14 protein-coding genes are annotated in these 19,748 nt (G+C 49.0%); 2 read left to right on the top strand and 12 right to left on the bottom strand.

Annotated elements, in window-relative coordinates:
- Positions 1–158: 158 nt before the first annotated feature.
- The 7 genes from fba to CWB98_RS13790 all read right to left on the bottom strand — a co-directional run bounded on the left by fba (position 159) and on the right by CWB98_RS13790 (position 8,350).
- Positions 159–1,223, bottom strand: coding sequence for a class II fructose-bisphosphate aldolase (fba, locus tag CWB98_RS13820; protein ID WP_054014697.1), 1,065 nt, complete (start codon positions 1,221–1,223; stop codon positions 159–161).
- Between the two features lie 198 nt (positions 1,224–1,421).
- The gene (locus CWB98_RS13815; protein ID WP_138545392.1) at positions 1,422–2,600 is read right to left on the bottom strand and encodes a phosphoglycerate kinase; all 1,179 of its coding nucleotides are present in this window, start codon (positions 2,598–2,600) and stop codon (positions 1,422–1,424) included.
- Positions 2,601–2,631: 31 nt separating this feature from the next.
- Positions 2,632–3,645, bottom strand: a complete 1,014-nt coding sequence (gene epd / locus CWB98_RS13810) for an erythrose-4-phosphate dehydrogenase (RefSeq protein WP_138545391.1) — start codon at positions 3,643–3,645, stop codon at positions 2,632–2,634.
- Positions 3,646–3,802: 157 nt separating this feature from the next.
- A complete protein-coding gene (locus CWB98_RS13805; protein ID WP_138545390.1) occupies positions 3,803–4,420 on the bottom strand; it encodes a 3'-5' exonuclease in 618 nt (205 codons plus the stop codon).
- Positions 4,417–6,255, bottom strand: a complete 1,839-nt coding sequence (locus tag CWB98_RS13800) for a DUF294 nucleotidyltransferase-like domain-containing protein (protein ID WP_138545389.1) — start codon at positions 6,253–6,255, stop codon at positions 4,417–4,419. The genes CWB98_RS13805 and CWB98_RS13800 overlap by 4 nt, the downstream gene beginning before the upstream one ends.
- A 95-nt stretch (positions 6,256–6,350) precedes the next feature.
- Positions 6,351–8,075: a sodium:solute symporter family protein gene (locus CWB98_RS13795; RefSeq protein ID WP_138545435.1), complete on the bottom strand. Its 1,725-nt coding sequence runs from the start codon at positions 8,073–8,075 to the stop codon at positions 6,351–6,353.
- A gap of 11 nt (positions 8,076–8,086) precedes the next feature.
- Positions 8,087–8,350, bottom strand: a complete 264-nt coding sequence (locus CWB98_RS13790) for a DUF4212 domain-containing protein (protein WP_010383473.1) — start codon at positions 8,348–8,350, stop codon at positions 8,087–8,089.
- 366 nt (positions 8,351–8,716) lie between these two features.
- Between CWB98_RS13790 and CWB98_RS13785 the strand changes: the two genes are divergently transcribed.
- Positions 8,717–12,145, top strand: coding sequence for a PAS domain-containing hybrid sensor histidine kinase/response regulator (locus CWB98_RS13785; protein WP_138545388.1), 3,429 nt, complete (start codon positions 8,717–8,719; stop codon positions 12,143–12,145).
- A 15-nt stretch (positions 12,146–12,160) separates the two neighbouring features.
- Here the strand turns inward: CWB98_RS13785 and CWB98_RS13780 are convergent, their stop codons facing one another.
- Positions 12,161–13,195 (bottom strand): sensor domain-containing diguanylate cyclase, encoded by a 1,035-nt coding sequence (locus CWB98_RS13780; RefSeq protein WP_138545387.1) that lies wholly within the window; start codon positions 13,193–13,195, stop codon positions 12,161–12,163.
- A gap of 146 nt (positions 13,196–13,341) precedes the next feature.
- Positions 13,342–14,970: a pyridoxal-dependent aspartate 1-decarboxylase PanP gene (gene panP / locus CWB98_RS13775; RefSeq protein ID WP_138545386.1), complete on the bottom strand. Its 1,629-nt coding sequence runs from the start codon at positions 14,968–14,970 to the stop codon at positions 13,342–13,344.
- A gap of 313 nt (positions 14,971–15,283) precedes the next feature.
- Here panP and CWB98_RS13770 point away from each other — a divergent pair, with 313 nt between their 5' ends.
- Positions 15,284–17,182 carry an EAL domain-containing protein gene (locus CWB98_RS13770; RefSeq protein ID WP_138545385.1) on the top strand — a complete coding sequence of 633 codons (1,899 nt, stop codon included), beginning with the start codon at positions 15,284–15,286 and terminating at the stop codon, positions 17,180–17,182.
- Between the two features lie 44 nt (positions 17,183–17,226).
- Here CWB98_RS13770 and trmB read toward each other — a convergent pair whose 3' ends face one another.
- From trmB to CWB98_RS13755, 3 genes are all read right to left on the bottom strand, one after another.
- Positions 17,227–17,892, bottom strand: a complete 666-nt coding sequence (trmB, locus tag CWB98_RS13765) for a tRNA (guanine(46)-N(7))-methyltransferase TrmB (RefSeq protein ID WP_138545384.1) — start codon at positions 17,890–17,892, stop codon at positions 17,227–17,229.
- A 108-nt stretch (positions 17,893–18,000) separates the two neighbouring features.
- Positions 18,001–18,768 (bottom strand): ABC transporter permease, encoded by a 768-nt coding sequence (locus CWB98_RS13760; RefSeq protein WP_125717196.1) that lies wholly within the window; start codon positions 18,766–18,768, stop codon positions 18,001–18,003.
- A 2-nt stretch (positions 18,769–18,770) separates the two neighbouring features.
- Positions 18,771–19,691: an ABC transporter ATP-binding protein gene (locus CWB98_RS13755; protein ID WP_138545383.1), complete on the bottom strand. Its 921-nt coding sequence runs from the start codon at positions 19,689–19,691 to the stop codon at positions 18,771–18,773.
- Positions 19,692–19,748: the final 57 nt, after the last annotated feature.

Here is a 19,748-nt window from a genome sequence, read left to right as displayed (position 1 = left end):
CGGGTAGGTATAATCGTGATCCCAGCAAGATCATAGGGCAGCATTGTTAGGCTGTGAAGTGAATGAAACGGCTTGATCTGATGCGGCTGCACATACAAAAATGCCGCGCTCAGAAGAGTTGCGGCATTTGCTACTAACCAAATTTAAATCGTTAGTATTTATTTGATCTGAGGAGCCAGCTCGCCAGATAGATACTTCAGGTGCATATCGTCTAATGAGATAGGCTGGATACGACCGGCCTGACCCGCTGTACCAAATGCTTCATAACGTGCAACACAGATCTCTGTCATCGCTTTCGTTGCTTCCGCTAAATACTTGCGAGGGTCGAAGTTACTCGGATTATGTGCCAGGTGACGACGGATAGCACCGGTTGCTGCCAAACGTAAGTCAGTATCAATATTCACCTTACGTACGCCATGCTTTATGCCTTCGACGATCTGTTCAACAGGTACACCATAAGTTTCCGGGATCTCACCACCAAACTCGTTGATCACTGCCAGCCACTCCTGAGGCACGGATGATGAACCGTGCATTACCAGGTGGGTATTCGGAATACGGGCGTGGATCTCTTTGATGCGGTTGATTGCCAGAATGTCGCCTGTTGGTGGACGTGTGAACTTGTAAGCGCCATGTGATGTACCACAGGCGATTGCCAATGCGTCAACACCCGTTTTCTTAACAAAGTCAGCGGCTTCTTCCGGATCAGTCAGTAGCTGATCGTGCGTTAGCTTACCAACAGCACCAATACCATCTTCCTCACCTGCCTCACCTGTTTCAAGTGAACCCAGCACACCCAGCTCACCTTCTACTGATACACCACATGCGTGTGCCATATCAACGGTACGACGTGTCACATCAACGTTGTACTCATAGCTTGAAGGGGTCTTGCCATCTTCCAGCAAAGAACCATCCATCATGACAGATGAAAAGCCAAGCTGGATTGAGCGCTGACACACACCCGGAGACGTACCGTGATCCTGGTGCATAACAACCGGAATATGTGGCCATTCTTCTACTGCGGCCAAAATCATATGGCGAATAAACGGTGCCCCTGCGTACTTACGTGCACCTGCCGAACCCTGAACAATGACCGGACTGTTGGTTTTGTCTGCCGCTTCCATGATAGCGCGCATTTGCTCTTGGTTATTTACGTTAAAGGCAGGAACGCCGTAACCATGCTCTGCGGCATGATCCAGCAATTGACGCATACTGATTAAAGCCATTGTGCTTTCTCCAATTGTTGATGAGTGATGCTGATATTATCGGTTCAGCCTTCATACTCATCGATTTGAACGGGATAGATGTTAAGTGCTACACACTCAATTTGTTTCGGGAGTTAAATGTGAGAGAGTCCCAAAACCGGACCAATATATCGGCCCGAAAACATGATGCTGTGGCACCGGCCACAGCAAATTGCCTGATTAAGCTTTCGCTCTTTGTTCAAGCATAGCGACTGCTGGTAGTTTTTTCCCCTCAAGGAACTCTAAAAACGCACCACCACCGGTCGAGATATATGAAATTTCATCGGCTACGCCATATTTATCGATAGCAGCTAATGTGTCACCACCACCCGCGATTGAAAACGCGTTAGATTTAGCAATGGCATTGGCAATTGCTTCGGTACCGTTGCCGAACTGGTCAAATTCAAACACCCCAACAGGGCCATTCCAGACCACAGTGCCCGCGTTGGCAATGATTTTAGCCAAAGTGTTTGCTGTCTCCGGGCCAATATCGAAGATCATGTCAGTGTCGCGTACTTCCGCCACATCTTTGATCTCAGCAACAGCAGATTCAGAAAACTCGTCACCAACAACCACATCCGTTGGAACAGGAATGTCACCGTCATTTGCACGTGCCGCTTCACTGAGCTTATTCGCTTCAGCAATCAGGTCTGGTTCGTACAGAGATTTACCAACCGGGTTGCCCGCCGCGGCAATAAAGGTATTCGCAATACCACCACCGGTAACCAGCTGATCAACTACTTTCGATAATGAATCCAGTACTGTCAGTTTAGTAGACACTTTAGAGCCGCCTACAATGGCAACCAGAGGACGTGCCGGATTATCAAGGGCCTTGCCCAACGCATCCAGCTCAGCCGCCAATAGCGGGCCTGCACAAGCCACTTCAGCGAATAAACCAACACCATGTGTCGATGCCTGTGCACGGTGTGCAGTACCAAATGCATCCATTACATAGACGTCACACAGTGCTGCCAGCTTTTTCGACAGGGCCTCATCGTTCTTTTTCTCGCCCACATTGAAGCGCACGTTTTCGAATACCACAACTTCATTATCTGCGATATCAACACCATCCAGATAGTTGTCAACCAGACGCACGTTTTGCTCAAGCGCATCATTCAGGTAATTTACAACTGGCTGCAATGAATACTGCGCATCGTATTCCCCTTCCGTTGGGCGACCCAGGTGAGACATCACCATGACCTTGGCACCTTTTTCAAGGGCTAGTTTGATGGTAGGTAAAGACGCTCTGATACGGGCGTCTGATGTAACCTTGCCTTCTTTCACCGGTACGTTAAGATCTTCACGGATCAGAACGCGTTTGCCGTTTAAATCTAAATCCGCCATCTTAATGACTGACATTGACATCTCCTTCAAGAACGATACTTGGTTTTTAATTAACTTGTGTCATTGCTGCTGCGGTATCGAGCATGCGATTCGCAAATCCCCACTCGTTGTCGCACCACACCAACAATTTCGCCAACCGCTTCTGGCTGACGCGTGTTTGGGTCCCATCTATGATACTGGAATGTGGATCATGATTAAAATCCACCGAGACCAATGGCTCCTCAGTGTAGTCCAGTATCCCTTGCAACGGACCTCTTGCGGCCTGTTGTAATGCATTATTCACCTGCTCAATAGTCACATCGCTGTTTAGCGTAACGCTCAGATCCATCGCGGTGACATTAATGGTTGGCACCCGAACGGCAATCGCTTCGAAACATCCATGAAATTTTGGCAGGATCCGCTCGATCCCTCTCGCCAGTTTTGTATCCACAGGTATGATAGACTGACTCGCTGCACGAGTACGACGAAGATCAGGATGATATGCATCGATCACCTGTTGATCATGCATTGATGCATGGATCGTCGTAATGGTGCCAGAGCCTATGCCAAAAGCATCATCCAACACATTTATGACAGGGACAATACAGTTAGTTGTACAAGAACCATTAGATACAATGGTGTGTTCTGGGAGAAGCTCTGTGTCATTGATACCAAACACTATGGTCGCATCGACATCCGCGTCGGCGGGGTGAGAAAAAAGTACTTTTTTTGCCCCCGCACGCAAATGTGACTGAGCATGAAAACGAGAATGAAAGACACCTGTGCATTCTAAGACAACATCAACATCTAATGCATGCCAGGGCAAGTGACTGGGATCAGCTTCACTAAATAGCTGGATTTTATCGTCACCGACCGTCAGGTAGGGCGCGTCTAGGTGAACAGGGAAAGAAAAACGCCCATGCGAAGTATCGTATTTGAGCAAATGGGCAATACCTTGCGGATCGGCAAGTTCGTTTATCGCGACGATTTGAATGTCTCGCTGGCGACCAGATTCATACAAAGCCCGCACTATATTGCGACCAATACGACCAAAACCATTTATTGCCAGTTTGATAGTCATTAAAGTGAAGATCCACCACGTTATGAAAATTTGGGCTCAATTGTGCCACACATCCGGTGCATAGGCCGCGTGCGAATAAATTTCCCAAGCTTTCCGTATTAAGATGGCGCTATTGTAATCGACCAGGCACAAATGTGTAAGAGATATGCAAAAATAATTATGTCAGTTGCCTGAGTAACGCCCACGGTGCCCCGCCAAGCTGACTATTTTGTGCCAGTAACAGCTCAGCGGTACTCAGTGCATCACTGAGCGCATTGTGCTCACAGGCAGCCGGTAAAGCATAACGCTCACGACAGGCTGACAATGTCAGGCAATTTGCGCCAAGCGTTTGCCCTTGTCTCAGCAAGCGGTTTCTCTCTATCTGCATCGTATCGAGGATCCGCAGAGGGCGCACCGTCATCTCGTGCTCTGCAAAAGCTCGCTTGAGAAACCCCCAGTCAAGCATGGCGTTGTGACAGACCAAGACACCTTGCTCCAGCACGCCAGTCAGTTGTTGTAATAAGGTGCGCAAACTTAGGCCCTGCGCCAGTGCGTCGTCATCGACTCCATGGATCACCGGGCTTTGACCCAGCTGACGTACTTCTTTGTTGACGACATGGCGGGCCGTGCTGAGGACGATACGACCCTGGCGAACTTCGACCCAGGCGGCCGAGACGATTTCATCCCGCTTAGGATCCAGCCCGGTCAATTCCAGATCCAACACCACCAGGTTGACATCCGCCAGTCGCAGGTGACGGTCGGCATGCCAGCTGCGCAAGCGGGTTAACCAGCTCAAAGACTGCCTCTGGCAAATTTGAAAGCACAGGCTTGCTGGGCCTGCTTAACCAACTGAAACGCTTCTTTGAGCTGATGACGTTCCAGTGAGCTTAGCTGCTCCGGGTTAATACAGTTCTCAGGCAGCCCTTCGCGGTCTATCTGCGTTCGTAAACGCAGCTGAGTTAAAAAGCGCCAGCAGTCTTGCAAATTAGCAATATCCTCGCCGCTGAGCACCTGGTGGCTTTTGAGCGCCCGCAAGCGCTGCAGCGTATTGGCTTTTCTGATCCCCGCTTGCAGCGCATACAAACGCACTACGTCGTTGATGATCACCACACCGCGCTTTTTGAGATCCAGATATTTGTGTTTGTGCTTATCCTGTTGCAACTTAAACTGCTGGAACAAGCCGATAGGCACGGTATTAACGTTGATATCGGCGGCCATCGCAGCATAGAACAATTCATTTTTCGGGATCTCATTCAGGTGATGTAAAAATTGCCCGAATAAAACATCGGATCCGGTTATAAAACGCAGATCAAAATAAATTTTACAGTTGAGCATGGCATGTGGCGTTGGCGCGTGGATCCAGGAGGTAAATCGGTCACACCATTCACTGAGCGTGCCCCGACACGCTGGGTTGCTTGCCATGATGTTCCCCGGACATGTTCGGATCCCGCATTCATCCAGCTGCTGACAAACAAACGCACCAAGTTGTGCAAAGTAATCTCGTTGCTCATCCGTAACCCCCTCAGGCAACAGCAGACCATTATCCTGATCGGAATGCAGGGTTTGCTCTTCACGGGCCTGTGAGCCAAAACAGATCCAGGCAAAGGGCGTGGGCGCAGTGCCATGCAGCTGCTGATATAAGTCGATCAAACGTCCGGTCAGCGCGTCACTCAGGCCACTCAGCAGCTGACCTATCAAAGAAATGTCTTCTATCTTATTGGCAAAATCACTCAACAGATCGGGGATCTCTTTGGCAAGCTGCTGTACTTCTCCATAACTGCGTGCTTTGTAGATCCGTCCGATCAGCTGCACCGGATCGCTTTTTTGCTGACGCAGCAGATCAGTACTGGTGATCATCCCTATGGGGGTGCGATCTTCGTTAAGCACCGGCAAGTGATGGATATTGTGTTTCAGCATCAGATGCAGTGCCGAAAAGATCCGGTTGTTCTCAAAGATGTATTTCGGCCTGACCGTCATGATCTCACGGATCGCCCGCGCGGGATCTAAGCCTTCGGCCAGTACCCGGTTACGCAGATCGCGATCCGTCACCACGCCGGTTAACTGCGCATTTTCGATGACCATGATCGATGAAACCCGGTGCTTCTTCATGACTTTGGCCGCTTCCTGAATGCTGGCCTGGGGTTGCAGGGTTACCGCAGCCCGATTCATCAGTTCGCTGACCGGGCGTTCAGACCAGCCGCTTGCCGATTCTTTATAGTGGCTGGACAACAAACGCTTGGCGTGGGCACGGACAAAATACTGCTCAAATGGTTTGTACTCTCGGCGCAGATAATCAAACGCATCTTGCGGCAACACATAGACCAGCCCCGCCTGCACGACTTCCAGCTGGTTACTGATCGGCTCGCCCGTCAGTAACGAGGGATAACCAAAATAATCGCCTTCGGCCAACCGGGCTACGAGCTCACCACGCTCGGAGCGTAAATCAAAATGGCCAGAGCGCACCAGATACAGCTGAGGTTGTTCGCTTTTAAACCACTGCGCCTGGTTTTGTCCGCTGACATAGATGATCTCTAAGTGTTCAACAAAATAATCCGTCGCGCTGTGGGTTAGCTGATCAAATGGCGCCTGTTGCTGCACAAAGGTCAGCACGTCCTGTACTTGAGCCGTCATAACCCCTCCAAAAATGACAACTACTCCATAGCTTGCGCCATGGAGTAGTTGGTTTCTTTGTCATCGGACCGAGTCACAATCCGAGGTAATCAATATTAATGTGCGTGTGCAGCTGATGACCCTTTCGGGTTACGGATCCCATCCACCATTTGTTTTACTTCAAGTGGTGTTTCCGCAGTCAGCTTCATCACAATGGCTGCAATACCAAAGTTGACTAGCATACCGATAATACCAATCCCCTCCGGCGAGATACCAAATAACCAGTTAGCAGGTGTATTCAGTTCCGGGCTGACAAACTTAAAGTAAATAATGTAAGCCGCTGTGAAACCAATACCACATACCATGCCACTGATGGCACCCTCTTTATTCATGCGTTTGGAGAAGATCCCCATAATGATTGCCGGGAAGAAGCTTGCCGCAGCCAGACCAAAGGCAAAGGCTACCACCGACGCCACGAATCCGGGCGGGTTAATACCAAAGTAAGCTGAGATTGCAATGGCAATCATCGCCGACAAACGTGCCGCCAGCAGCTCCTGCTTATCGCTGATATTCGGCTTGAGTGTCCGTTTGAGTAAGTCATGGGAAACGGAGGTCGAGATAACCAGTAGCAGACCCGCGGTTGTCGACAGTGCCGCTGCGATACCACCTGCCGCGACCAGTGCAATCACCCAGGCTGGTAAATCGGCAATTTCCGGATTCGCCAGTACCATGATGTCACGGTCAATTTTAACTTCATTGCGGCTCGCAGGGTCGTCAATCTTACCTGCTGAGTAGAACATTTTGCCGTCGCCATTCTTATCATTGAATACGATAAGGCCCGTTCTTTCCCAGTTTTTCACCCACTGTGGCGCCTCGGCATAGGCCGTACCGCTGCCATCTTTACCGTTGATCGTATCAATCATATTCACGCGGGCAAAGGATGCAACAGCCGGGGCTGTGGTGTACACGATCGCAATAAACACTAATGTCCAGGCCGCTGAAATACGGGTATCTTTTACTCTGGGTACGGTGAAGAAACGCACGATAACATGTGGCAGACCAGCAGTACCGACCATCAACGCCGCTGTGATAGCAAACACGTCAATCATACTCTTTGAGCCTTCGGTGTATTGGGCAAAGCCGAGTTCGGTACTGAGCCCGTCGAGTTTATCCAGTAAGTAGGTCCCGGAACCGTCCGCCAGGGTGCCACCAAAACCGGTTTGCGGCAGTAAGTGACCAGTCATCATCAAAGAGATAAAGATAGCAGGCACTAAGTAGGCGAATACCAGCACACAATATTGTGCAACCTGAGTATAGGTAATGCCTTTCATGCCACCCAGTACGGCGTAGAAGAACACAATAACCATGCCGATATACACACCGGTTTCGATGTCAACTTCGAGGAAGCGAGAGAATACCACGCCCACACCACGCATTTGTCCGGCGATGTAAGTAAAGCAGATAAAGATCGCACACAGAATGGCCACAACCCGTGCCACCTGCGAGTAGTATCGGTCGCCGATAAAATCGGGCACAGTGAATTTACCAAACTTACGCAGATAAGGTGCCAGGCACAGTGCCAGCAACACGTAACCACCAGTCCAGCCCATCAGATATACGCCGCCGTCGTAACCGGCAAATGAGATGATCCCCGCCATGGAGATAAACGACGCAGCACTCATCCAGTCCGCGGCCGTTGCCATGCCGTTTGCCACAGGCGGTACACCGCCACCGGCCACATAGAATTCATTGGTCGAACCGGCACGGGCCCAAATAGCAATGCCGATGTAAAGGGCAAAACTGAGCCCAACAATTATAAAGGTGAGAGTTTGAACATCCATCATAGCGCTCCTTATTCATCCACGCCGTATTTTTTGTCCAGCGCATCCATTTTGAATACATAGACAAAAATCAAAGCAACGAAGGTATAAATTGCGCCCTGCTGCGAAAACCAAAAACCCAACTTAAAGCCGAAGAAACGGACCTCGTTGAGTACATCAACCAGCAGAATGCCGCATCCAAAAGACACCACAAACCACACTACTAATAGCTTAAACATTAAGGCTAGATTTTCTGACCAATATGCTTTTGCTTGTTCTTCACTTTTAAAAGCCATGATAAGTCCCCTTTCGCACACCTGTCGCCGATGTGCTGGTGTTAATGACCTTTTGACTGTAGCAATGGCCCGTCAATAAGAAATTGAGACCTTAGTCGTAACAACAAGATTACGTTTACGTAAACTGCTGAATAAGAATTTTTAAATCACCATTAAGTAATTTAAATTCAAATAGTTAGAACAATAACACTGGGAAATGAGTCGTTCCAGGAACACCAGTGCGGGAGATAAGACATTAGTCTAATTAACTCAATAAAAATCGAATAATTTTTTAAAATCAGATGATTATGTCACTTTGGATTATCCGCAAGTGATGCTACTTTAAAGGCACAAAGACAATAACAAGCATTAACGCAAGGGCTCATCATGACGGCTGCACTGATCCTCGTTGCCATCGCCTATATCGGCTTACTATTTTGGCTCGCCAACTGGGGAGATAAGACCACTCCCGTGGCCACCCGGATCAGCCATCACCCTTTTGTGTACGCCCTGGCCCTGGGTATCTATTGTACCTCCTGGACCTATTATGGCTCAGTGGGAACCGCCACCACCAGCAGCTGGCACTATCTGCCCATTTTGCTTGGTCCGGCCCTGCTTTTTATGTTTGGTCAGGGCTTTTTGCGCAAGTTGATCCTGGTCAGTAAAAAGCAGAACATCACCACCATCGCTGACTTTATCTCAGCACGTTATGGTAAACGTCAGACCACAGCGGTGATGGTCACTATGATAGCGTTGCTGGCAACCATTCCTTATATTGCACTACAACTCAAAGCACTGAGCAGCAGCTTTTTATTGTTACAACAGGGTACCCCAATCTCTGGCGGCATGTTGGCCATGACAGGGACTTTGCTGATGGCCCTGTTTGCCATCTTTTTTGGTACCCGCAAAGTCGATGTCACCGAGTATCGCTCCGGCCTCATGCTTGCCATCGCGTTTGAATCTCTGATCAAATTACTGGCACTGATGGCCGTAGCCGTAATTGCTGTGCAAGCCCTGTTAACGCAAAACAGCCTCACAACAGTAAACTTGACTCACTGGCAGGGGTTTGACTTTACCAATTTCAACTTTATCGGCCAGACGCTGATGGCAGCCGCTGCTATCATCTGCTTACCCCGCCAGTTTCACGTGACTGTGGTCGACAACCAGGACCGCCGTCATCTGCGCACCGCTCGCTGGGCATTTCCGCTGTATCTGATCCTGATAGCCGCGATGATCTTGCCCATTGCCAGTGCCGCCATTCACCCTAATATAGGCCAGGGCATGGCAGCAGATAGCTTTGTACTAGCGCTGCCGATGATGCAGGGCCATCCGCTGATCACCACCTTTGTGTTTATCGGGGGCTTATCCGCCGCCACAGCCATGATAGTGGTGGCAACCCTGACACTCAGTACCATGCTCTCTAACGACGTTGTACTGCCTCTGCTGTTAAAGCGTAAGTTTAAAAAAAACCGCCTGACCAGTAACTATAAAACCCGTATCCTGTTGATCCGGCGCTTTATCATTGCCGCTATTTTGGTACTGGCATTTCTCTACCAGCAGTGGTTTGGCCATGGTGAAGCCCTTGCAAACATGGGCCTGGTCGCCTTTTCTCTGGTGACTCAGTTACTTCCGGCCATTGTGGGCGGACTATACTGGCGCAAAGGCCACGCCTATGGTGTGTATGCCGGATTGCTGGCCGGCTTTTTATGCTGGATGTTATTTCTGATGTTTCCGGTAATCGAAGCAGGCAGCAGCCTGGACTTTGAAACCCGCCAGACCATCATTACGCGCGGTACTTTGCTGGCACTGCTGGCCAATATCAGCTGTTATATCAGCTTCTCGCTCGGCGCATATGAGCGTCTGATAGATAAAATTCAGGCGGCTGCCTTTGTCAGTCCCTGGGAACAGGCTAGCGCTGCCAAACGTCTCAACAAAGACGTTAAAGCAACGGTGTATGACTTTACTGTGCTATTGCAAACCTTTTTAGGGATCCAGCGCAGTCAGCAGTTACTTAGTCACTATGCCATCAATCACGATATTGAAGACAGCAATGCCTACCCCAGTGCAGATTTCATTGCCTTTTGTGAGCGGGCACTTACAGGGGTTCTAGGTGCCTCTTCTGCACGCGCACTGATCCATGCCGTTTCCTCAGGCAAACAACTCGCCTTTGAAGAAGTGGTCAACTTTTTCGATGAAACCACGCAGGCATTGCAATTCAACCAGAACCTGCTTTTCACCTCACTGGAAAACCTCAGTCATGGAATTTCGGTGGTGGATAAAGATCTCAACCTGGTTGCCTGGAACCGCCGTTATCATGAAATGTTTGAATACCCGGATGGTTTTTTGCAAGTAGGCCAGAGCATTGAGGAAGTGATCCGCTTTAACGCTGAGCGCGGCGAATGTGGCCCTGGAGAGCTTGAAAAACTGGTTGAAAAGCGCGTACAGCATTTGAGAAATGGTACATCGCACCACTTTATTCGACACCGCAGCAACGGCCAGGTATTCGAAATGACGGGTAACCCGCTGCCAGAGGGCGGTTTTGTCACCAGCTTTTCTGATATCACCAGCCATATCGACACGCAGAACGCACTGGAAGAGATCAACATGGATCTCGAAAACCGCATTGAGGCAAGAACACAGGAAGTGCGTCTGATAAACCAGGATCTCAAAGCCCAAATTGCCAGCCGGGAGGAAACAGAGCAGGCCCTGGTTGCGGCAAAAAAAGAGGCAGAACGCGCCAATGACAGTAAAACCCGCTTTTTGGCACTGGCCAGTCACGACATTTTACAACCGCTGAATGCAGCTCGCCTCTACCTGGCTGCAATTAATGAAGATAAGCTGGAAGGTAACGACCGCAGTAATCTGGAAAAGCTGGGTGCCAGTCTGGATTCGACTGTTCATCTGATGTCCGCGCTACTGGACATCGCTAAGCTGGAACAAGGCGCGATGAAACCCACTCCTCGCCATTTTGATATCGATGAGATCATGTCGCCTCTGGCCAGTGAATATGCCATTTTGTGTCAGGAAAAAGGTCTGGCACTGCATGTTAGAACCAGTCACCAGGTGATCCACAGCGATATTACTTATCTGCGTCGTATCGTGCAAAACCTGGTCTCCAATGCCGTCAAGTATACCGAGCAAGGTCGTGTCCTGCTGGCTTGTCGTCGCCGCAGCCACAGTGTTCGTATTGAAGTCTGGGATACCGGCCCGGGTATCACCGAACACGAACAACAGAAGATATTTAATGACTTTTATCGCATTCAAAGTGGCGACAATAAAGGCGTCGGGCTGGGGCTCGGCGTTGTAAAACGGCTGTGCGAGCTGCTTAGCATGCCACTGGAAATGCATTCCATTCCGGGCAAAGGCAGTCGCTTCAGCGTAGAAGTGCCACTGGGAGATCATCAGCAGCTCCAGCAAAAAGCTGGCAGCGTGGAGCAAAAGACTACCAGTAAGGCACAACTTAATCTGGTGGTGGTGGATGACGACCCCAAAAACCTGGCCGCCATGGCCAGTTTGCTGGATAAGTGGCAATTTAGTTATCAGATGTTTGACAGGGCAAACAAGGCCCGGGAATATGCCGCAGATAATCCAGCACCGGATTTTATCCTGATGGATTATCAGCTCGATAATGATGAAAATGGCGTCAGCCTGATCCAGGATTTAAGGCAGTGCTGGAATGCAAAGATCCCGGCCGTACTCATTACCGCGGTCCGTGATGACAGTTTGAAACTACAGGCCAAGCAGGCACAGATCCATTACCTGAGTAAACCGCTGAAACCGGCTAAGCTAAAGGCGTTACTTAGCCATAGTAGTTAATACAATCAGACGTAACTAATAAGCAAGCTGGATCTGATCTCGGCCATTGGCCTTGGCGCGATAAACCGCCTGGTCGGCCATTTTAAGGGCATGACTAAATGGCATACTGGGGTTAACCTCAGCAACCCCAAAGCTGGCTGTGACGTGGATCAACATGTTTTCCTGGCGCACCTCCATATCGCGGACGGCTGTGCATAGCCGGTTGGCCACCATATGCGCATCGCTGACCGAGGTTTCTGGTAACAGCACGACAAACTCTTCACCTCCTAAGCGACAAAAACAGTCTTCGACGCGCACCACATCCAGACAGCACTGAGCAAACTTTTGCAGCACTTTGTCGCCTGCATCATGACCAAAGTCGTCATTGATGCGTTTAAACCTGTCCAGGTCCATCATGATCAGGCTCATTGGTCGCTCCGTACGCTGATGACGGCTCATCTCACGCTTTGCATGCTCCATCAGGAAACGGCGGTTGTTCAGGCCCGTCAGCATGTCCTGGAACGCCATTTTAGTGAGCTTTTGCTGCATCTGATATAACTCATGCACCAACAACCGACGGCTACAGCAATCAGCAACCATCTCCGTGATGGTCACTTCCCACTCCTGCCACTGACGCACATCAGCAAGCCCTTCACAGCACACCACACCTAATGCAATACCGTTTTTAAAAATGGCCGTATCCAGCATAGTCGCTATATTGTGAGGCTTGAGGTAGATTTCGGTAAATTCGCAGGTACGAGGGTCAGTGCATGCATCCTCAGCAGCAATCGACTGGCCACTGATGATGGTTGCAAAATAGGTAGGGAAATCCTCAATCGTCAACACTGGCAACTGCTGCGGCACCGCCTGCCAGTCAGTATTGGCGTAATTGAGTAACTTGGTCGGCTGATGCATGTCGTCAAACAACCACACCGACACACGATCGACTTGAAGCAAAGACTTTGCCTCAAAAATGATATCTCGTAAAAAGCTCTGATGCTCACCGGAAACATCGACCTCTTGCGAGCTGATCCGCCGCAATTTTTGCGTGCTCTGAGTTAATCGATTCAAAGGTACTACCAAGTCGCAAAGCTGATGAATTAGGGCATCGTTTTACTGCGATGCCATACCGTTGTTATACTCTAATAATATCTCGCCTGCGACAAAATGCATTGTTTTCTTGCCAAGAGCGTGTGCATCAAGAGCAGATGGCCGAACTAGGCCATGTATTTTGCAAGATATTTCTTAAATACCGGATCACTCTGAGCCAGTCCCTTTTGCTCTGCCAAAATCTCTTTTAGCATCTGCTTTGACGTTAAAGGGTTAGCTAGCACCACTCGAAATACTACTGTGGGCTGATGTTGATACTGAGGTGGCGTTAAGCGGGTACGGGAAACAAACGAGCGTCCCGATTCGCGCTGACGTTTCTGCATACTGGCGGTAAAGCGGTTTAACGCAGCATAAATGTCGATGCGCTCTTGTTCGTCTGCACGCTCAATTGCCTGACGGATCGGCTTTGGTACATAGCGATAGGTCAGCAAACACAGCTCAGGATCCGACACCAGCTCAAAATCTTCTTCTTCACGGATCAACGCTGCAAAGTACTGTGCTTTTTCGATCCCTTTATCGATCAGCATCTCATAGCCTTTGCGCCCGATCACGCGTAAACATGCGTGCACCAGCATTGCCATACCAGGCCGACTGCCTTCGAGTGTGTGACTGCCCAAATCTTTTGAGCCCTTACGCAAGATATACTCAGCATGGTGCTCAATTACATCTGTAGCAGTGGGGTCTTTAAACAACACGATGCCTGCGCCCATAGGCACGTACATTTGTTTATGTGCATCTATCGTGATGGAATCAGCCTGCTCAATACCGTTAAGTAAGTGGCGATAATTGGCAGACAGCAAGGTTGCACCACCCCAAGCTGCATCGACATGAAAGTGACAGCCTAACTCCTGACTCAGTGCCGCCATTTCTGGCAGCGGATCTATGTTACCCGTTTCAGTGGTACCCGCGACCCCGACAATCGCCATCACTTTGGTGCCTTTTTCAGCCAGTTCCTGCGCTTTAACACGCATCGCACTAACATCCACTTTGTTATTATCATCGGTTTTGACAGCAATAAAATTACTACGACCAATGCCCAGTACATCCGCGGCTTTACCCAAAGAGTAGTGGCCACGCTCAGACACCAGTACTGCCAAGCCTTTATAACCATAATGCAGCATCGCAGCCATGATCCCTTCGCTGGCAAGGCCTTTAAAGTCACCATCCGGGCCCAGCAATCGGTTGCGGGCAATCCACAAAGCCGTAATGTTGGCAATGGTGCCGCCAGAGCAAAATGCCCCCAGCGCGGTCTTAGCACTGTGCATCCACTTTTCATAAAAACTGTCATTTTCGCCATAGGCCAGATGATGCATCATCCCCAGAACCTGACGCTCCAATGGCGTGAATGCCTTTGAAGTTTCTATTTTTACCAGGTTTTGGTTCAGCCCCACCATCAATTTAGACAGTGGCAGAACAAAGTGCGGCAATGCGGATGTCATGTGGCCGATAAAACTTGGCGACGCGGTATGAACAGAATGCGCGACCAGTTGCTCCATAATATCCTGAGCATAATCAGACACAAACATCGGTTCTTCCGGGATCATTGCCGACTGAAAGTCTTTTTCTATCTCATGCAATGGTTTTTCGATTGCGGCGATGTTTTCATTCAGAAAGCCAGCCAGATTACTGGAAATTTCCTGCTCTATCACACTTAACGTGGAGCTGGGTGCTTCTGGAACGGTAAAGATACGCATTAAGCTTTCTTCAGAAGCGACTGCACAACGCTTTGGACCCATTTTAATACCTAATCATGCGTGGGTAACTGATGTCGGGAGTTACCTTGCCAAGTTGATACGAAATGACTAACTTTACTGTAAAGCGATGGGAAAGTCTGCAATACCGTCAAAAAAAATGAACTCTGCTTGATATTTTGATGAACCTCTGATGACACAGTAAAAAGAGTCAACCCGACCCTTTAGTACGATACATGTAAGGATTAGGGTTCAAAACTAGCGCGAATTCGTTAAATATTTTGTCAGCAATGCGAGAAATGGATAGTATTAGGAACAATCCACGCCATCAGACTTGAAGACTCAAACGGAAACTGACATGAATAAACGGAATTTTGCCTTAAAGGCGCTATCACTGACCTGGATAGTCATTGGCTTTGTGATCTTTGTTGCCTCTTTGTCGGCGTACGTGCTTTATACCTATCATCAGACTCGTACCACCATAGTTAAGAGCATAGATCAAAAGTTGTTGATGGCTGCGCGCAGTGCCCAGCTGATACTGGGCGATGATTATCATGACAGACTCAATGAAGTCAGCAGTGAAGAATACCGTCATAAAAGCGCTCAATTGTCACAGCTAGCGCAGCATCTCGGTGTAGAATACGTCTATGCTATGATTTACGATGCACCTTCTGTTCGTTTCAGCGCCTCCAGTTACACTCAGAATGACGTTTTACAGGACAAAGTCACCCGCAAGCTGGACTTGTATGCAGAAGCCACCGCAGTTAATAAAAGTGCCTTTCGCTCAACTCAGCCTTTGTACGAAGTCTCACAAGACAAATGGGGGCACTTTAAAACCATTTTTATCCCTCATGTGACACGTGACGGGCGGGTTTACCTCACCGGCGCTGACATTAAAACTTCGCATATTCAAACTGAGCTGGCTAAAAGCGTTAAAGAATCCTTGTTTACAGCTTGCTTTTTCTTTGCAATTGCTTTGCTGGTTGCCGGTATGTATTTATTAATAGTCAGGAAAACACTCACAACCGATGCTCGTACCGGATTCCCGAATCGTCTGGCTTTGGAGCAGGATCTGGCCAAAAACCCAAATCAGCACCTGAGCCTGGCTATTATCGCAATTAAAGAGCTGGAAGAAATCGTCAGCTTTTATGGCACAGATGTTGGCGATGAAATCATGCGTAAAGTGATGACCCACTTTAGTGAGTTCACCGTGCCATTTAAGGTCTATCGTCTTGCAACTGCCAAGCTGGTGCTGCTCAGTGATGCCAATAAGGGAGAACACTATCTGAGTAGCCTGATTAATGAATTCCCAACGACTACGCCTATCCTGCAGGATCCACATTTATACATTCAGGTCACCGCAGGGATCGCCAGTGGCAATAAGCGCCTGTTACTGGAAAATGCGTTTATTGCCTGTCGTCAGGCACAACAAAAGCAGCAACGCGTGTGCTTATATGGCCAGGACCCGACTCAGATAAAGACTATTCAGGAATCTCATATTGCCATAGCAAAAACGGTGCAAAGTGCGTTTGAGCAACACCGAATTCTTCCCTATTTTACGCCACGAATGGGGACACAGAGTAAAATGGTTGAGCAATACCACTGCACACCCAGAGTGCTGACTGAACAGGGTCTGATCTTACGGCCTGACTCCTTTTCAGATGTTATCCGTCATTCCAGGTTGAGCTCACAGCTGACCAAAGTGATGTTAGAGTTGTGCACCGCACATTTTCGTAAATCGCATCATGCCTGGAGTATGCAGCTAGGCTGGCAGGACCTGGCCGATCCACAAATGATGGAATTTATTTTTGCTCAGCTAAGACGCTACCCGCAACCGGCCAAAATTACCTTTGAACTGGAAGAGCAGGAAGTGATTGAACACTTTGCTGACATGCGGGTGTATATCAATGTACTGAAAAGCAAAGGCGTAAATATTATGGTGGCATCGAGTAACAGCGGCTTACTGACTATCAGCAGAGTACTAAAACTCACCATAGACAGCGTTAAACTAACATCCAGCGTGATTGAACAACTGAGCGAAGATACCCAGCTTCACGAATATATTGAGCACATCGCCAAATTATGCCATGAACGCCAAATCACTTTGCTTGTGGATGGCGTACAAAGCAAACATCAGCTTGAACAACTGCTGGATTGTAACGTGAAACTGGTTGAAGGAAGCCTGATTGGCGCGCCGGGGCCGCATATAAACGTTAACTCAGGCAGTATAAGTAAAGACATTCGCGCCAGTGCCTGATTTAAGCTGCCATATCACTGGCGCTTGAGATATGGCTGCATAAATTACAGTTGCGCGATAAGTCGGGTACTTTTTTGTCCGCTGGCCCAGTATTTACGTTCAAACGGCGTCATTGACGTATCACTTTCATAAACACTGACCTCTGCCTTTTTACCTGCCAGTTCGAGGCTGCGGGCAAACTCCTCAACGTAAATTGACCAGTTACTGCGCAACTCAAGTCGGCCACCCAGCTCAACGATATAAGGGAACACTGCTGCACCATGCCAGCGCCTTTGCAGGTGTTTGGCTTTCGGCCAGGGGTTGGGATAGAGTAAATAATGATGCGTAGGCTGCCAGTTGGCCTCACAGGCCAGACGCCAGAAGTCGTTCAGATCGGCCTGAACCAGAATATACTGCCCAGATTCCGTCTGTTTGTACTCAATATCGTGCTTTTCAAGACGATGTTCCGACTTGTCGATACCTATGACTAGCGCATCCGAATGCAGTTTTGCCAGGTTTGCCGTGCTTTCACCTACCCCACAGCAGGAGTCCAGAATAATGGGGCCACCGAATGCCTGCACTTTTTCATTCACCTGCTCAAAAGCCTGTTGTGTATGGGCCGCAATGGGCTTTTTGAATGGTGTGTTGAGGTGTTTCTGAACCACTTCGTCTAACTTTTCGTGGAGCCCAGCCTGATTACTGGTGATGCTTCTGGAATTTGCGTCTGACATAACAGCGTATCAATGCTCATAGTCTGAAAAATAATGGCGCTATTTTATCTCAGTCAGCCCGATTAAGTAAGCGGTAGTGTGGCAGAGCAACCTCTGCCACGTTTCTGATCAATGACGCAAACCAACGCCGCGCTTGATCAGGTTCAGTGCTACTGCAAACAGCACAGTGATAAAGCCAATCAACACGCCAAAGGCCAGTGTGATATTGACATCAGACACACCCAGGAAGCCATAACGGAAGGCATTCACCATGTAGATAATCGGGTTGACCTGAGACACCCCCTGCCAGAACTCCGGCAACAAAGTGATGGAGTAAAACACCCCGCCCAGATAAGTTAGCGGCGTCAGCACAAAGGTTGGAATGATACTGATGTCATCAAAGCTATTGGCAAACACCGCATTGATCAAACCACCCAGCGCGAAGACTGCCGAGGTCAGCAATACCGTGAGTACTATCACCGCCAGATTGTGAATTTGAATATCCACAAACAGCAAACTAACCAAAGTAACGATCAGACCCACCAGCATGCCACGGGCCATACCGCCGCCCATGTAACCCAGCACAATAATGTAGTTAGGCACCGGGGCCACTAACAACTCTTCGATGCTTTTCTGGAACTTAGTGGAATAAAAGCTCGATGCCACATTGGAATAAGAGTTGGTGATCACCGACATCATAATCAGACCTGGTACAATGAACTCCATGTAGCTAAACCCGCCCATTTCACCAATACGTGAGCCGATCAGAGAACCAAAGATCACAAAGTATAGAGTCATGGTGATGGCCGGTGGCACCAGGGTTTGCACCCAAATACGTAAGAAGCGGATACATTCTTTGATCCAGATACTTTTCAGTGCTACGCCATAGTTTAAGATTTTCATTCGCTGCGCCCCTGTTCCAGTAATCCGACAAACAACTCTTCCAGGCGGTTTGCCTTATTTCGCATACTCAGCACCGTATTGCCCTGCTCATTGAGCTGGGTAAACACCCCATTCAGACCCTGAGACTTAGCCACCTCGACTTCCAACGTGTGGTCATCCGTCAGGGTATACTCATAGCCCTCTAGTTTTACCGGGTTGATGGGCGCTTTAAGGTCCAGCACAAAGGTTTCTTTGTCCAGCTTTGCCAGCAAGGCTTTAATGGTCGTATGTTCGACGATTTTGCCCTGATCGATAATGGCGATATTACGACACAGCAGCTCAGCTTCTTCCAGATAATGGGTGGTCAGGATAATGGTGATCCCCTGCGCGTTGATCTCACGCAGGAAGTCCCACATAGAGCGGCGCAGCTCAATATCTACCCCGGCAGTGGGCTCATCCAAAATCAGCAGCTTTGGCTCATGCATCAAAGCACGGGCAATCATCAGGCGGCGTTTCATACCGCCCGATAAGGTGCGTGCCTGCTTGTCTTTTTTATCCAGCAAGCCCAGTTGCTTCAGGTATTTTTCGGCGCGTTCATGGGCCAGCGCCCGCGGCACACCATAATAGCCGGCCTGATTGACCAAAATCTGATTGAGGGTTTCAAACTGATTAAAATTGAACTCCTGCGGCACCAGGCCAAGGTGAGACTTGGCCGCTTCCAGGTCGGTATCTATGCTGTGGCCAAATACGTCAACCTGACCCGCCGTTTTGTTCACCAAAGAAGAAATAACCCCTATGGTCGTCGACTTACCTGCACCATTTGGGCCCAGCAACGCGAAAAAGTCGCCCTGCTCAACCTGTAAATCAATTCCTTTAACGGCTTCAACGCCGTTGCTGTAGACCTTACGCAGGCCAGATATATTTAATGCCTTTGTCATCTTATTGTTTTTCCTCACATCCCCATGTTGTTGTTTTCACTTGTTTGTACCAATACG

The organism is Pseudoalteromonas rubra (assembly GCF_005887115.1).
GTDB lineage: Bacteria > Pseudomonadota > Gammaproteobacteria > Enterobacterales > Alteromonadaceae > Pseudoalteromonas > Pseudoalteromonas rubra_F.
Note: the sequence above shows the minus strand (reverse complement) of the source record. Positions and strands in the feature narration are given on the sequence as shown.

Coding starts and splice junctions, on each gene's coding strand:
- fba (WP_054014697.1), bottom strand. CDS start 1,223: ATGGCTTTAATCAGTATGCGTCAATTGCTGGATCATGCCGCAGAGCAT.
- CWB98_RS13815 (WP_138545392.1), bottom strand. CDS start 2,600: ATGTCAGTCATTAAGATGGCGGATTTAGATTTAAACGGCAAACGCGTT.
- epd (WP_138545391.1), bottom strand. CDS start 3,645: ATGACTATCAAACTGGCAATAAATGGTTTTGGTCGTATTGGTCGCAAT.
- CWB98_RS13800 (WP_138545389.1), bottom strand. CDS start 6,255: ATGACGGCTCAAGTACAGGACGTGCTGACCTTTGTGCAGCAACAGGCG.
- CWB98_RS13795 (WP_138545435.1), bottom strand. CDS start 8,075: ATGGATGTTCAAACTCTCACCTTTATAATTGTTGGGCTCAGTTTTGCC.
- CWB98_RS13790 (WP_010383473.1), bottom strand. CDS start 8,350: ATGGCTTTTAAAAGTGAAGAACAAGCAAAAGCATATTGGTCAGAAAAT.
- CWB98_RS13785 (WP_138545388.1), top strand. CDS start 8,717: ATGACGGCTGCACTGATCCTCGTTGCCATCGCCTATATCGGCTTACTA.
- panP (WP_138545386.1), bottom strand. CDS start 14,970: ATGGGTCCAAAGCGTTGTGCAGTCGCTTCTGAAGAAAGCTTAATGCGT.
- CWB98_RS13770 (WP_138545385.1), top strand. CDS start 15,284: ATGAATAAACGGAATTTTGCCTTAAAGGCGCTATCACTGACCTGGATA.
- trmB (WP_138545384.1), bottom strand. CDS start 17,892: ATGTCAGACGCAAATTCCAGAAGCATCACCAGTAATCAGGCTGGGCTC.
- CWB98_RS13755 (WP_138545383.1), bottom strand. CDS start 19,691: ATGACAAAGGCATTAAATATATCTGGCCTGCGTAAGGTCTACAGCAAC.